Source organism: Belliella alkalica (assembly GCF_022549785.1).
Taxonomy (GTDB): Bacteria; Bacteroidota; Bacteroidia; order Cytophagales; family Cyclobacteriaceae; genus Belliella; species Belliella alkalica.
On the sequence record NZ_JAKZGO010000007.1, the window covers coordinates 133,739 to 148,720 of the forward strand.

Annotated in this window: 11 protein-coding genes; 7 read left to right on the forward strand and 4 right to left on the reverse strand. The window is 35.7% G+C overall.

Annotated features, from left to right (window positions below; genetic code table 11):
• Positions 1-56 precede the first annotated feature (56 nt).
• The 5 genes from smc (at position 57) to MM213_RS10350 (ending at position 8,004) form a co-directional block, all read left to right on the forward strand.
• Positions 57-3,596: a chromosome segregation protein SMC gene (smc, locus tag MM213_RS10330; RefSeq protein ID WP_241412011.1), complete on the forward strand. Its 3,540-nt coding sequence runs from the start codon at positions 57-59 to the stop codon at positions 3,594-3,596.
• Between the two features lie 254 nt (positions 3,597-3,850).
• Complete coding sequence (locus tag MM213_RS10335) at positions 3,851-5,260, forward strand: TlpA family protein disulfide reductase (RefSeq protein ID WP_241412013.1); 1,410 nt, start codon at positions 3,851-3,853, stop codon at positions 5,258-5,260.
• 127 nt (positions 5,261-5,387) lie between these two features.
• Positions 5,388-6,005, forward strand: coding sequence for a hypothetical protein (locus MM213_RS10340; protein WP_241412014.1), 618 nt, complete (start codon positions 5,388-5,390; stop codon positions 6,003-6,005).
• 62 nt (positions 6,006-6,067) lie between these two features.
• Complete coding sequence (locus MM213_RS10345; protein WP_241412176.1) at positions 6,068-6,964, forward strand: bile acid:sodium symporter family protein; 897 nt, start codon at positions 6,068-6,070, stop codon at positions 6,962-6,964.
• Between the two features lie 29 nt (positions 6,965-6,993).
• A complete protein-coding gene (locus MM213_RS10350; RefSeq protein WP_241412016.1) occupies positions 6,994-8,004 on the forward strand; it encodes a 1-acyl-sn-glycerol-3-phosphate acyltransferase in 1,011 nt (336 codons plus the stop codon).
• A gap of 9 nt (positions 8,005-8,013) precedes the next feature.
• Here MM213_RS10350 and MM213_RS10355 read toward each other — a convergent pair whose 3' ends face one another.
• Entirely contained in the window at positions 8,014-8,976 is a 963-nt protein-coding gene (locus MM213_RS10355; protein WP_241412018.1) for a YheT family hydrolase, read from the reverse strand.
• Between the two features lie 233 nt (positions 8,977-9,209).
• Between MM213_RS10355 and MM213_RS10360 the strand changes: the two genes are divergently transcribed.
• Together MM213_RS10360 and MM213_RS10365 are read left to right on the forward strand one after the other, a co-directional pair.
• Positions 9,210-10,556 carry an amidohydrolase gene (locus tag MM213_RS10360; protein WP_241412020.1) on the forward strand — a complete coding sequence of 449 codons (1,347 nt, stop codon included), beginning with the start codon at positions 9,210-9,212 and terminating at the stop codon, positions 10,554-10,556.
• Positions 10,557-10,879: 323 nt separating this feature from the next.
• On the forward strand, positions 10,880-11,230 hold the full coding sequence (locus MM213_RS10365) for a hypothetical protein (RefSeq protein ID WP_241412022.1): 351 nt from the start codon (positions 10,880-10,882) through the stop codon (positions 11,228-11,230).
• A 43-nt stretch (positions 11,231-11,273) separates the two neighbouring features.
• Here the strand turns inward: MM213_RS10365 and MM213_RS10370 are convergent, their stop codons facing one another.
• The 3 genes from MM213_RS10370 to MM213_RS10380 are packed head-to-tail and all read right to left on the reverse strand — an operon-like array spanning position 11,274 to position 14,560.
• Positions 11,274-12,650 (reverse strand): pectate lyase family protein, encoded by a 1,377-nt coding sequence (locus tag MM213_RS10370; RefSeq protein WP_241412024.1) that lies wholly within the window; start codon positions 12,648-12,650, stop codon positions 11,274-11,276.
• Positions 12,651-12,689: 39 nt separating this feature from the next.
• On the reverse strand, positions 12,690-13,079 hold the full coding sequence (locus MM213_RS10375) for a VOC family protein (protein WP_241412026.1): 390 nt from the start codon (positions 13,077-13,079) through the stop codon (positions 12,690-12,692).
• Between the two features lie 14 nt (positions 13,080-13,093).
• Positions 13,094-14,560: a pectate lyase gene (locus tag MM213_RS10380; protein WP_241412027.1), complete on the reverse strand. Its 1,467-nt coding sequence runs from the start codon at positions 14,558-14,560 to the stop codon at positions 13,094-13,096.
• Between the last annotated feature and the right edge of the window lie 422 nt (positions 14,561-14,982).

Genomic DNA, 14,982 nt, shown 5'->3' on the forward strand with positions numbered 1-14,982 from the left:
ATGATTCTAATATAGTTATAAATTTGTTTCTTGTTCACAATTAATCCGAATAAAGCATGCTATTAAGTAAGCTAGAGATAAAAGGCTTCAAAAGTTTCGGTGATCGTATGGTCATTCACTTCGACAAAGGCATCACTGGTGTGGTAGGTCCTAACGGGTGTGGAAAATCCAATGTCGTAGATGCCATTCGATGGGTTTTGGGTGAACAAAAATCAAGGATGCTCCGGTCTGATAAGATGGAGAATGTTATTTTTAATGGAACAAAAAACAGGAAACCAACCAATTTGGCTGAAGTTTCATTGACTTTTGAAAACACAAAAAACCTTCTTCCTACAGAATATACCCATGTGACCATTACAAGAAGATATTACAGAAGTGGTGAAAGTGAATATTTGCTGAATGGTATCGCCTGTAGGCTTAAAGATATCACCAACCTCTTCATGGATACAGGGATCAATTCCAATAGTTATGCGATTATTGAATTGAAAATGATAGAGGAGTTATTGAATGACAAAAATAATTCAAGAAGGGATCTATTTGAGGAAGCCGCCGGAATCTCAAAATTTAAAGCTAGAAAAAAAGAAACACTAAGGAAACTAGAAGATACCGATGGCGATCTTGATCGTGTTGAAGATGTACTTTTTGAAATAGAGAAAAATCTCAAAAGCCTCGAAAAACAAGCCAAGCAAACTGCCAAATACTTTGAAATCAAGCAGGAATACAAAGAAGCAAGTATCAACTTAGCAAAAAAATCTGTAGCAAAACACAGCGATACTTTAATAGAACTAAGTAAAAAAATTGAATCAGAGAGTGACAACAAAGTCATGATCAATGCCAAAGTATCTGAAAAAGAAGCTTTTTTGGAATTTAGCAAGGCAGATTTGCTCCAAAAGGAAAAGTTGCTTTCCTCTAGACAAAAAACACTCAATGATCATGTGAACAAAATCCGTCAATTTGAATCTGACAAAAAGATAAAGAATGAAAGGTTGAGGTTTCTTGAAGATCGTGCCCAAAAACTGAGAGAACAAATCGATACTGACCGAAAGTCAAATGATCGTGCAGGGTTCAGTATCAGATCATTGGAACAAGAGCTGGAAAGCGCCAATAAGCTACTTGCTGAAAAAGAAGTAACTGTGGAACAATTGCGGGAAGCATTTGAAAACCAAAAGAACTCACAAACCTCCATTCAGGAAAAACAAAAAGAGATAAGCAAAGATTTTTCGATCAAAAAGGATGCTGTCTATCAACTATCCAAAGATCAGGAAATCAAGCAAATACAACTATCTACACTGAAGCAAGAATTAGAAAAAACTGCTTCAGATGATAATAGCCAAGAAGCAAATTTGGCGGATTTTGAAGATAAATTACATTTGCTAAAAGAAGATTTGGACAATAAATCATCAGAATTAGCCCAAATCAAAGCCAAGGAAGAAGATCAAAACCAGAAAATCGAAGACCATAACAAAGTCATCGAAATGATCCGTGAGGAAGTCACACAAACTTCGCGTAAACTCGATGCAAAACAAAATGAATTTAACCTAACCAAATCACTTGTAGAGAATTTAGAAGGATTTCCAGAAGCGATCAAATTCTTAAAGAAAAACTCAAATTGGGGTAAAGACACTCCCCTACTTTCAGACATTTTGACTACTGATGAAAGGTATAGAGTGACGATAGAAAACTATCTAGAAGGCTACATGAACTATTATGTAGTCGACACCCAAGACCAAGCCATTATGGCTGTCAACCTTCTAAGTGATGCGGCAAGAGGAAAAGCTAATTTCTTTGTCCTGGAGCATTTTGATAGGTTTCAAGCTTCCCAAAACAAGCTTTTTTCAAATGCTATAGCAGCAACTGAAATCATTGAGTTTGATGAAAAATACGCCAAACTTATCAGTTTCATCCTTGATGATGTCTATATCGTCAAAGGTGAATACCATGACTTTCCAGAAGATCACAATGCAATATTTATTACTGAAAGCGGCAAATTCACCAAAAGGAAATTCAGTATTTCAGGTGGATCAGTGGGATTATTTGAAGGTAAAAGGATCGGTAGAGCCAAGAACTTGGAGAAACTGGAAAAAGAAATAAAGGAACTCAATAAAAAAGTGAGCTCCACAAGATCAAATCTTGATAAGAAAATAAGCGATCTTCTAAAGTTGAAGGAGGTTTCCTATAAATCAAAAATAGAAGCATTACAACTGGAAATCAATGAAGTAAATCAGGAGTATGTTTCAATTAGGACCAAGAAAGAGCAGCTCAGCGAAATGCTTTCTTCCAATGCCAATAAAAAAGAGGATATTCTTGATAGAATAGAAGAATTGCAGGAAAGTCTTTCCCAGATCATTCCCCAACTGGAAAATGAAAAGGCGAAATTTGAATATTTGGAAATAGAATTAGAAACCTTGACCGAGCAGCTTCAAGGTGAGTCCGAAAGCCTCTCCCAAAAATCAGCCGCATTCAACCAGGAAAATATTCTCTATCATCAGCACCTCAATCGAGCCACAAGTCTTGAGCAGGAAATCGAGTTCAAAAGAAGTGCTTTCGAAGGAAGTAAAGAAAGAATTGAAAAATCTCAAGTTGAACACAGTTCAATAGATCAGGAAATCAGGTCATTGCTTGATAATAATGAGATCAAGGATGATGAATTGATTGAGCTTTATACAGAAAAAGAGAGTATAGAAAAGGGTGTCAATGAAGCAGAAAAAGAGTACTATGCTTCAAGGGGAGAAATAGATACTGCTGATAAGCAGATCAGGGAACTTCAGAAGAGTAAGGAAAGTATGGATACCATTATCCAAGAACTACATAATGCACTCAATGAAGTCAAGCTGAAGCTAAATAGTATGAAAGAACGCTTGAGCGTCGAGTTTGAAATAGACTTAGACAGCTTAATGGAAGAAAATCCTGAAGTGGACGAAACGTACTTGACTTTGGATGATTCCGAAATCCGTCAGATTGTGCAGAAATGTAAAGAAAGACTTGATAAGATTGGCCCTATCAATCCTATGGCTATGGAAGCGTATGATGAAATCAAAGGAAGGCATACTTTTATTACTGCTCAAAAAGAAGATTTGGTGAAGGCCAAAAATTCATTGATGGAAACAATCAAAGAAATCGATCAGGTAGCAAAAGAGACGTTTTTGGATGCTTTTGGGAAAATCAAGGAGAATTTCGTCAAAGTATTCAGGTCTTTGTTTACTGAGGAAGATGATTGCGACTTGAAACTAGTAGATCCAGATAATCCACTTGAAAGTCCCATTGAGATTATGGCAAAGCCAAAAGGAAAAAGACCTTTGACTATTAACCAACTTTCGGGTGGTGAAAAAACTTTGACAGCTACATCACTCCTTTTCTCAATTTATCTCTTGAAGCCTGCGCCATTTTGTATTTTTGACGAAGTCGATGCACCATTGGATGACGCAAACATTGATAAGTTCAACAATATCATACAGACTTTCTCTAAAGAATCACAATTTATTATTGTCACACATAATAAACGTACCATGGCTAGCACAGACATTATTTATGGAATCACAATGATTGAAGCGGGCGTTTCCAGAGTAGTACCTGTTGATTTGAGAGAATTGGTTTAAGTCGGCAGTTTTAAGGGTTCACCAAAACAAAACATTATAATTAGAAGGAAATCCATCCAATCTATTGCCGGCACAAAATCGGTGAATTTCCGCATGAGTTTGAATTTTGACTTTTCACCTAGTATCATAGCAATTAACCATATGACTTTTTACCATCCATTCCAAAATTTGTTAAAAAACAATAATAATTATGATTTTTAACATTTACTGGTTAAATTTTAAATCATAATTAACTCATCTTAATACCTAACACTATGAAAAAGCATTCAATATTAATGATGGCCTTGGCATTTTTGATTTTTAGTTGCGGAAAAGAAGAAGTTTTCAATCCAAAAGTCATTATTGCTGGTAAATTATTAAATACAGAAGCAAAAGAAATTAACATTTATCAAGATCAAGAGATTGCCAAGACCTCCGTATCTGAAGATGGAAGTTTTCAACTTGAATTTGATGCAGAATCATCCGATAACTATTCAGTAAGAGCCGGTCGCGAAGGTTTTAGTCTATTCTTAAGCCCTGGAGACAGTATATTTGTCGAAGTTAACTCCGAAGATTTCAAAAATTCATTTAAACTTCACGGAGATCATGTTGCCGAAAACACTTTTATTTTCGAGAGGGACAAACTCTACAGGGATAGTGGAATGGGCAATATGATGGAATTGATGATGCTGGATAAAGATGCTTATTTTGCAAAAAAGAATGAATTCTTTGCTACACTTACTTCACAATTAGAAGATCTTAACCAAAAAGAAGGAATTGATGAAGAGTTTGTAAAATTAGAAAAAGCTTACATTGAATATCAGCCTTTACTTTTGGACAGTCAATATCCAATGTACCATGCTTATGTCAACAAAATAAGTCAAGATTCTGTTGATTTCCCGAAAGAGGATGTTAAAGCAAAAATTGCTGCATTGGATCTAAACAGATCAGATTTGCTGAAGTCAGGATCCTACAAAGCATTGATAGACCGTCGAGTAGGTGAAACGGTAAGCGAAATAATGAAACAAGATACCACACTTCGGAACAGTGTAGATGGATATGAAAAAGCGAGATTTATGGCGATGGATAGCTTGCTGCAAAACCAAGAAGTCAAAGATCAGTTTTTGTATGATTATATCAAATCTAACTTAGAATACAGAGGTCCTGTTCATGTCAAATCATCCTATGACAAGTTTATAGCTGAAAACCAAAGCCCAAAACTTCAATCAAAACTAGAAGCTATCAAACAAAAATGGGATCCAATCATGCCTGGAAAGGAAGTGCCTGATTTCAATTTTGTAAATATAGAAGGCGAAGAAGTCAAATTGAGCGATTTGAAAGGTAAATTGGTATATGTCGATATTTGGGCAACTTGGTGCGGTCCTTGCATCGCTGAGCACCCACATTGGGACAAGATGAAAGAGGAATACAAAGATAAGGACATTTCATTTTTGACTGTATCAATTGATGATAGTAAGGAACCTTGGGAAAAAATGGTTAAAGCAAAAAATATGGAAGGGCTACAATGGTTTACTGAAAATGCGTGGAAATCTGAAATAGCGCAGCATTTTATGGTGAATGGAATTCCAAGGTTTTTACTTTTGGACAAAGAAGGAAAAGTCATTGATCCATCTGCAGATAGACCTTCCGGGAAAATCAGGGAAACAGTTGATAAATTTTTATAAAAAATTGTCTATAGATTTTTAAAGAGTGAATCATTTTTGGTTCACTCTTTTATTTTTGATATTAAGCAGCTAATGTTGTATTCTTATTCAGTAATCATAAAGCACATTCACAAAAACAAAAATTATAATGAAGAAATGTTTACTTCTTTTATTTATTCTGATAATTAGTTTTCAATCCTATAGTCAAGAAGCTATCACATTAAAAAAAGGATACATCGGAATAAGTTTAGGCCCATCATTTTTTAATGGTTCGAGCTTGGAAAATACCTTTCAAAACCAAGGTGCTCTTATCTCACCCACTGACCCAACAATTACGCAAGGTCAAGTCGGCTTCAATATCAGTATGATTGATGCTGGATATTCTTTTACTGAAAATTGGGGAGCAGTCTTCAAGTTGCAGGGTGGAAATTATGTGGGCAAATCTGATGGGAAAGTTTTGAAATTCACATATGGAACGGTTTTGATTGGTCCCATGTATTCAATTCAGGTTCTTGATAATATGGTTTTGGACATGAAAATCAAAGGAGGCAGATTTTTCAACGTTTTATCCTTCAATGATGATTTAGATAATTCATTTGCTAAAAGCGATTTCAATTTTGGAATGGAAGCTGGTGTAACACTACGTTATCATTTGTCACCTCAATTTTCTTGGATCAATAATTTGGAAAGTCAACAACAGTTTTCTGCGAAAGATGAAAAACTAAATTTATTCAATGTTTCTACAGGAATAGCATTTAGATTCTAATAATTGAACGGTAGTCAAATTTGAAATTGGCAAAATCTTACCATTCCAACCTGTACGATAACATGCTTGATGCCCTTGATAGTAGTACATTAAATTTTAATCAGGATTCACTTTTGCTTTTGAATATTTCATTAGCGATTATCATGTTTGGTGTTGCATTAGATCTCAAGATATCTGATTTCACTGCTATTTGGAAAGAGCCAAAATCATTTCTTGCAGGCATTCTCAGTCAATTTATTTTCCTTCCATTTTTGACATGGATATTCATATTGATTATCCAACCTCCCCCATCTGTAGCTTTAGGGATGTTTTTGGTAGCAGCTTGCCCAGGTGGGAATGTCTCCAACTTTATTAGCCACCTAGCAAAAGGTAATGCGGCACTCTCAGTGAGCTTGACGGCCTTTTCTACCCTATTCTCAATATTTCTAACCCCAATCAATTTTAAATTTTGGGCTAGTTTATATAGTCCATCTAACAACATTCTTAGGGAAATAAATTTGGAATATTTAGATATTTTCCAAACCGTGGCACTTATCCTTGGAGTTCCATTGATTCTAGGTGTTCTGATAAATAATAAATACCCCAATTGGAGTAAAAGTTCAACCAAAATCCTTAAACCAGTAAGCATTTTAATTTTTGCAGGTTTTGTTGGAATAGCATTTTTTGGAAATTATCAGTTATTCATTCGTTTTATTGGATTGATTTTCCTTTGGGTACTAGGACATAATATGATGGCTCTATTTTCTGGATTTTCTTTGGCAAAAATTTTCAAGCTCAACTTGCCTGATACCAAGACATTAACTATAGAGACAGGAATACAAAATTCAGGATTGGGATTAGTTTTAATATTTACCTATTTTGATGGATTAGGAGGAATGGCTATTATTGCTGCATGGTGGGGAATTTGGCACATCATATCAGGAATGAGCATAGCGTTTCTATGGAAGAATTCAATATAAATCTATCTACAGTCCACCATCTTTAAAAAATGAAATATATTGTCAACGAAACTCTGAGGATAATTGTCAAAATTGCACTAAACATATATTATAAAAACATATATGTAGAAGGAAAGAATAACATCCCCAAAGGAAAAGCTATTTTGATGGTCAGTAATCATCAAAATGCACTTATAGATCCTTTACTTTTGGCCACGCACGCTGGATTAAAACCATACTTTTTGACAAGAGCTTCTGTTTTTGGAAGTCCATTTGTTGCAAAACTTTTAGATTATATACAAATGTTTCCAATTTACAGAGTAAGGGATGGTGTCAAAAACATGGAGAAAAACCAGATAACTTTTGATAAAAGTGTGAATGTCCTATTAAAAAAGGGAACAATGTTGATTTTTGGAGAAGGTAGCCACAGCACGCTGAGAAATTTGAGGTCACTGAAAAAAGGATTTTCAAGAATCGCATTTCAAGCACTTGAAAAAGATGACGCCTTGGATTTGGTCATACTTCCAGTCGCAATTAATTATAGCAATCACAATCATTCTGGAAGCAATGTCAGAATCAGTTTTGGAGAAGTAATTGACCCAAAAGAGTATTTCCCCAATCATGACGCATTGATAAAAGCTACATCTGCCTCACTTGCACCAATGATTGTCGATATACCAGAACAGAGCTATCAAGAGGATTTACAATCTTTAATCGACCATAAAATTGACCTCACTTCACCAAAAGCTGTTTCAGATTTTTTGAATCATAAATCAAGTTCTAAAAGACTACCTAAGAATGTAAAAAAACCATACCTACGAAACAAACTTATGAAGCTTTTCCATCTTCCGATTTATTGGGTTTGGCTATGGATGTCCCCAAAAGTAAAGGACATTGCGTTTATAGCTACTTTCAAGTTTGTGATAGGCTTGGTAGGTCTTCCATTATGGTATATGCTGCTATACACTTCGTTCTCTACCTTAGGTCACAAAGATTGGGCATTTTCATTTCTTTTTTTGGCAGTAATATTCTTGTTTGCAAATAAAAATGGGCAGAAATAAGCTTCAAAATCAATCTTTCAAAAACTCCAAAAATCTCATTTCAGCCCAAGTAAATACCTGACCTTTCAACAAAAAACCGGTATGTCCTCCCCTGCTAGGTATTTCCAGATAAATGTGCTTCGATTTTTTTGCCAATTCTACAGGATAACAGCGGTCATACAACAAAGGATCGTTGAGGGCATTGATGATTAAAGTAGGAACTTGAATATCATGCATCCAATTATCCGCACTCACTGATTGGTAAAAATCAACTGAGTCTTTGAAGCCATGAATTTTTGCTGTAAAGTAAGTATCAAAAGTGTTGAAATCCTTTACTCTTGACAACAATTCTAAATCTACTAATTCTGGAAACTGTTGGCCTTTTAATCTCATTTTGAACTTAAGCTTTTTGAGAAATCTTTTATTGTAAAATGAATTTCCCTTAAAAGACAAAGTCGCAGCTGAATCTGTCAAATTGCATGGAGTCGAATATACAGCGGCTTTTTTTACATTTGAACTTAAGTCAACACCTTTTTCTCCAAGATATTTCAAAGTCTGAGCACCCCCCATACTGATTCCTACCAAGCTTAACTCTTTATATGTACCAAGAGATTCTGCATGTTTCACCACTGTATCCAAGTCATATGAAGCTCCATGATGATACATGATGGGCTTGAGATTCATCTCACCACTGCAAGTCCTGTTGTTCCAAGCCAAGGCATCAAAGCCATTTTGATTAAAAAGCTTCACCAATGCTTTTACATAGTGCCTTTCTGAGCTCCCTTCAAGTCCGTGAGAAATAACAAGTAACTTTTCACTTCCCACTTTTGACCAATCCAAATCAAGAAAATCTCCATCTGGAGTATCAATTCTTTCTCTCGAATAAATGACTCCTTCTATTTTTCTAAAAATACTGGGAATAATGGTCTCTAGATGACCATTAAACAGATGTCTAGGAGGATTTTTGTAAGTAGAATTATCAATAATTGGCATAAAAAGAAAATTTAACGATGTGAAATTAAGAACATATCCTATAATTCGTGGATTATTTTGTTAATTGAGTCAATAAAATTGAATTTTGGAAATCCTAAAACTGAGAAGGTTTGTTGTATTAAATTCAATTCATGAAATGCAAGATCATTCGGTGCAAATCAGTTTTATTTACAGCAATAAATCAATTTACTGAAAGATTAACAGCAGAATTAACCTAGTATAAATTTACACTTATGAAATTAGAGAAAAAGCTAATTATTATTACTCTTCTTGCCTTCAACTTTTCAATCACAGTGAAATCACAGGATCTCAAGCAGTCAATTGAAAAAGTATATCCCGAATTGGAAAAACTCTATAAAGAGCTCCATCAGAATCCTGAACTTTCATTACAAGAAAAGGAAACTTCTGCAAGGATGGCCATAGAGCTCAAAAAATTAGGATATAAAGTCACAGAAAGTATTGGTGGTTATGGAGTAGTCGGGATTTTTGAAAACGGCCCTGGCCCTGTCCTTCTAATACGAACTGATATGGATGCACTTCCTATGGAAGAAAAAACAGGACTTCCATATGCTTCAACCAAAAAAGGGATATCCAACGATGGAAAGGAAACATACATTGCCCATTCTTGTGGTCATGATATTCATATGTCTGTTTTTATAGGAACTGCACAGATGATGATGGAATACAAGAATTCGTGGAGGGGAACATTACTTCTAGTAGCACAGCCTGCAGAAGAAAATGGACTTGGTGCATGGAATATGATGAATGATGGGTTGTATGAAAAATTTCCCCATCCTGATTTTGCTATTGCTTTACATGATTATCCCTTTTTACCTGCAGGGACATTAGGCTACAAATCAGGTGCTTTGATGGCAGGAGTGGATATGATGAATGTGACAGTATTTGGTGAAGGAGGTCACGGTGCTGCACCACATACCACAATAGATCCAATAGTACTTTCTTCTCAAATGATTCAAGCTTACCAAACGATAGTCAGCAGAACTTTGTCCCCAACAGAACCTGCTGTTGTGACAGTTGGATCTATACATGGAGGATCTGTTCACAATATAATCCCCGATGAAGTGACTATGCAGCTGACCATGCGCTCATACTCGTTAGAAGTAAGGGAAAAAATTATAAAGAGAATCAAAGAAATCTCTGATAACTACGCAATAGCAGCAGGACTATCTATTGAAAAAATGCCAAAATATTGGATTAGAGAACCATTCACCAAGCCTTTAATCAATGATGATAATTTGACAAAAAAGATGCTCAATGTTTTTGAGAATTGTTTTGGAGCTGATAAAATCATTGAGGTAGAATCCATGATGATAGGTGAAGATTTTAGTGCTTATGGTAATCAGGAAAGGGAAATTCCTATTAGCATGTTTTTTCTTGGTGCCAATGATCCGGAGTTTTTGAAAAAGGCAGAAAAAGAAGGTTTAGATATCCCTGGACTACACAGTCCTTATTTTGCACCAATACCAGAACCTACTATCAAAACTGGAGTTGAAGCAATGAGCAGTTTTGCTATGGAAATTTTAAAAAATCAGGAAGTAATGATGGATGGCAAAAAGTGATTTGATAATAGTTCATTAATCTAAATTTAACCAATATAAAGCATCAATGATATACTTTTGTGTCAGTAAAACTTTCTTCATAAGGTCACATAACATTATAAAAGCGGATTGGTAAAGCAATCCGCCTTTTTTAATTTTTCTTCTCCTAGATTTTTACAGAACGTTTGGTCAAAGACACACAGTGAATTATTTGTAGTTTTTACAATTCATTTATTTACAACCAATTTGCTAATTTGCATAAAAACCTACAAGTAAGTAGAAAGTAAAAACTATAAATACCACAGCTACATATAAAGTTATCTCACTTCAAACTAATCTCTCAGATGCAGGAAACATGGAAATTGAAATTGCTATCGACCGGAAAATCCAAATCTATTGACATACAAAAGACATTAGAATTAGAGCACAAAGAGCTTGGAATTTTTCTTTCTTACTATTTCAAAAAGGAAGGTGCTTTAACCGAAAATGTGAAATTGAAAGGAGAAGTAAATTTTAGATCTGAACTTTCGGGTGATTTCACTTTAGATTTTGATTTAGTTCATTTCAATGCTTGTCTCAATATACATGATACTGCAAAAGATGAAATGAAAATCAACTTTGAATTAAACAATGGTCAAAACGAACTCAATTTGATCGGACCATATTTTCCGGAAAGGGGAATGGATGAAATTTAGAAATATCATGGTTTATGAAATAACATAAAACTCTTCCACAATTCTACAAAGCTCCTTTAGGATACAAATGATTGACTAAGCTGTTCAAGTACATTTCTAAATTTGTATAATGTGAATGAAGATCATTAGCATTGGCATCTGAAGGGTCTCTAGGATCAAGACCATTTTCAACTTCCCAAAGATCTGGCATACCGTCTTGATCTGCATCTACCATTACCTCCCCTTTTTTTAAGATTGGCCATGAACCAACATCATTTTGCGAATCTATGATTCCATCAGAATTTTTCCCATGTATATTTTCTCCCGTTTTTACTTCTGTCACCAATCTCACATCTACAGCATCCCTCCTAAAGCTCGCCCCTACAAAATTCAATACAGATTCAAAAGCTGACTCTGCCGACTCTTCAAAACTCAATTGATATTCGTACGGTTCCAATACAGCCACGGTCTCCGGAGCGACCCCGTCTATCCCTTTAAGGTTATCATTTGTAATTTCTTCTGAGCCAAAAACAAAATTCCCTTCAATGAAAAACGTCCCATAAGGTTTATATGGCTCTATAATTCGATATTTATTAGACTTTGTAGCAGGACCAAATTTGTAATAATTCGAGACAATATTATGTTTCCCTTCCTCTCCTGCATATGCACTATTGCTTTTCCAGTTGTAAAGGACATTATTCCTAAAATCTACAATTTCCAATTCAGGTTCTTTGTGGTATCTAGCTCCATTGAACCTTGGTAACCTGCTGTTGTGGTTAGACAATAAATTATGATGAAAAGTCGCTTTTTTCCCTCCCCAAATTCCACCATATCCATGGTCTCCTTTGGCATGTACCGATTCATTCAAGCTTTCAGAAATGATTGACCATTGAAGTGTGAAATTTTCATTGTCATAAAATGATCCACACTCATCTGTTGCCCAACTTAACGAGCAGTGATCAATGATTATATCCTTATTACGAATCGCACTCATGGCATCATCTTGGACATCATACAAATCCCCTAACCTACTTCTTATAAATCGAATAATAATATTATCCGCTTTTACCTTAATTGGATAATTCTGTATTGTGATACCATCTCCAGGCGCACTCTGTCCTGCGATAGTTAAGTCTCCATTATTGATGTCCAAAGGTGATTTCAATGCTATGTTTCCCGCTACAGCAAATAAAATTGTTCTTGGGCCTTTCTTTTTTATCGCTTCCCGAAGACTTCCCGGCCCATCATCAGCAAGCGAGGTTACAATGTAAATATCACCTCCCCTTCCACCTGTGGTATATTTCCCAAACCCATCTGCCCCGGGAAATGCAAGAGCTTCATTATCTGGGGTGATTTCACTCACTTTACGCTGTTCCACTATCTGGGTTTTGCAAGCAAATGTAAAAACCAATAGAATGGGAATTAGAAGAATATTTTTCATTGTTTAAGTTTTAATTTTTTTAGCTTTTTATTTTGTCTTTTAGACTTTTAGCATTGGTATAGCTCGCTTGCAGAATTGAATCGAAAAACCCCAAGGATCTCTCAGCATCACCAAATGAGAACCATCTTCCAAAACATCATCGGAAATGGCGCTGGCTCCATGCTCCAGTAATCTTTTTTTATCTTCTGTCGGATTTTCTGAAATAAATGCAAGATGTACAACTAATGGATGTTGATTTTCAAAATCCAAAATAGCCCCCTTGGCATTGTTATAAATTTCCAACATAATGGTACCGCTATCGTCAGCCAGAAAAGTCATGAAAGGTGATTCAGTCATTTGTTTGACTATTTTCAAACCCAAATTATCGACATACCATTTTGCCATTTCTACTGGCTGTTTTACGTTTATAGCAAAGTGTTCAAATTTCATTTTTACTTGTTTAACTAATCCTTATATTGATTTTTAGTAATTTCCTTGACTAAGCTATTGATATAAACTTCAATGTTGTCATAAGCTGTGCTGAGATTTCTTTCTTTAGCATCATTTTTATTTGGATCCAATCCATTTGCCTTTTCCCAATCGTCAGGCATGCCATCGTTATCAGAATCAAGAGGAGCAGGCAATGTGCTAATCATAGGCCAGCCACCTACATCTTCCTGTGAATCAATCAAACCATTGGTACTTCCTCTTGAGCCTTCGGCTGTGAAAGTTCCATCTTTGACGTCAGCCAAGATTCTAATATCCACCAAGTCCCTTTTGAAACTTGCTCCTCCAAATTCAAGAATTTTGGTAAATGCTTCATTAGCAGTATGACTAAAACTATATCCTCCGAACTCCAAAGGGGTATTCAATTTCATATTATTCTTGTCTGCAATAGATCCCTGCTTTGCTACTACACCTATCCAATTCTCAGCACTGATGTCTGTCCTTCCTTCCAATACATTTCCTTCAATATAAAATTTTCCATATCCATAAATTGGAGCATTGTTTGATGATTGCTTGTAGGCATTGAGGAACATGTTTTTATTTTTAGTTGCTGGTCCTGGCTTGAAATAGTTGTTCACCAAATTGAAGGTTCCCGCCTCACCGCCATAAGCAGCATCTGTGCCCCAATTGTACACAACATTATTTCTAAAATCAACTACTCCCCTAAGGTCTTCGGCTCTATTGTTGGAATTGTACACACCCGGATGATCAAACCTCGGATTTCTATTGTCATGATGTGCAAGCAAATTATGGTGAAATGAAGCATTTTTGCCTCCCCAAATACCGCCGTAACCATGTTTTCCTTTTTCATGAACAGAGAGTGTCAAGCTCTCCGATAGAATACACCATTGCATCGTGAAATTTTCATTCCCATAAAATGAAGCTGTTTCATCAGTGGACCAGGACATAGAGCAATGATCGATGATAATGTTTTTCCTATACCTTCCTTCAATAGAATCTGCTTCAGCTGCACCTTTATCCCCCATTCTGAATCTCATATATCTAATGATCACATTGTCTGCATTCACAATAAGGGAATGGTTTTTTAATGTAATTCCATCTCCTGGAGCTGTTTGGCCTGCTATTGTTACATTCCCATGACCTATAACAATGTTACTCCCCAATTCAATATTTCCAGAGATCTCAAACACAATTATCCTTGCACCCGGAGTAATGATTGCTTGCCTGAAACTTCCAGGTCCTGAATCGTTCAAATTTGTAACCTTGATTACATTGCCTCCACGGCCACCTGAAGTCAATTTACCGAAACCTTCCGCCCCGGGAAATGCAAATGCTTCCTCCTCTACTGGATTAAAGACAGACGGTGGATCTTCATCATCAATAATGGGATCTAGCTCACTTTTTTCCGAACAAGCAAAAAGTAAGAATATAAGGAAAAGAGAAAATAAATTTAGGGTTTTCATTTTGATTATAAGGTTGGAAGGTTGTTAAGGTTTAGAGCAAAGTTTCAAAATTAGAAGAGCTTGAAGTGGCTGATTGCCTGATGGGTGATTGAAGCCGATCCTATACTAATCTTTTAAGTTTGTCATTTTAGTTTCAGGATGGGATTTTAGTTTTTGTCACTTCATTGACACATACTGAAAATAGTTGACCTTTTTGTTTCAATCAGAGGAGTTCAACCTCCCATGCCGATAATCGCTCCGATAGTTAACGGAGGAGAAACAGACTCTTCGGGGTTGTTGTCTCTCGCTTGCTTGACACATCCTTGTTTTACTCTATACTTTAGAGTGAAGACCTTCGAGGTTTTTTTAAAACCTCAAAGGTCTGTCTCGTCCAGAAAATAGTTGACACTTTTTCTATTGATTTCTCTATATTTTAAATAGCC

What these genes read in the sequence shown, in the direction of transcription:
- MM213_RS10340 (WP_241412014.1), top strand. Translation starts at nt 5,388, where the DNA reads ATGAAGAAATGTTTACTTCTTTTATTTATTCTGATAATTAGTTTTCAA.
- MM213_RS10355 (WP_241412018.1), bottom strand. Translation starts at nt 8,976, where the DNA reads ATGCCAATTATTGATAATTCTACTTACAAAAATCCTCCTAGACATCTG.
- MM213_RS10380 (WP_241412027.1), bottom strand. Translation starts at nt 14,560, where the DNA reads ATGAAAACCCTAAATTTATTTTCTCTTTTCCTTATATTCTTACTTTTT.
- MM213_RS10375 (WP_241412026.1), bottom strand. Translation starts at nt 13,079, where the DNA reads ATGAAATTTGAACACTTTGCTATAAACGTAAAACAGCCAGTAGAAATG.
- MM213_RS10370 (WP_241412024.1), bottom strand. Translation starts at nt 12,650, where the DNA reads ATGAAAAATATTCTTCTAATTCCCATTCTATTGGTTTTTACATTTGCT.
- MM213_RS10365 (WP_241412022.1), top strand. Translation starts at nt 10,880, where the DNA reads ATGCAGGAAACATGGAAATTGAAATTGCTATCGACCGGAAAATCCAAA.
- MM213_RS10335 (WP_241412013.1), top strand. Translation starts at nt 3,851, where the DNA reads ATGAAAAAGCATTCAATATTAATGATGGCCTTGGCATTTTTGATTTTT.
- smc (WP_241412011.1), top strand. Translation starts at nt 57, where the DNA reads ATGCTATTAAGTAAGCTAGAGATAAAAGGCTTCAAAAGTTTCGGTGAT.
- MM213_RS10350 (WP_241412016.1), top strand. Translation starts at nt 6,994, where the DNA reads ATGAAATATATTGTCAACGAAACTCTGAGGATAATTGTCAAAATTGCA.
- MM213_RS10360 (WP_241412020.1), top strand. Translation starts at nt 9,210, where the DNA reads ATGAAATTAGAGAAAAAGCTAATTATTATTACTCTTCTTGCCTTCAAC.
- MM213_RS10345 (WP_241412176.1), top strand. Translation starts at nt 6,068, where the DNA reads ATGCTTGATGCCCTTGATAGTAGTACATTAAATTTTAATCAGGATTCA.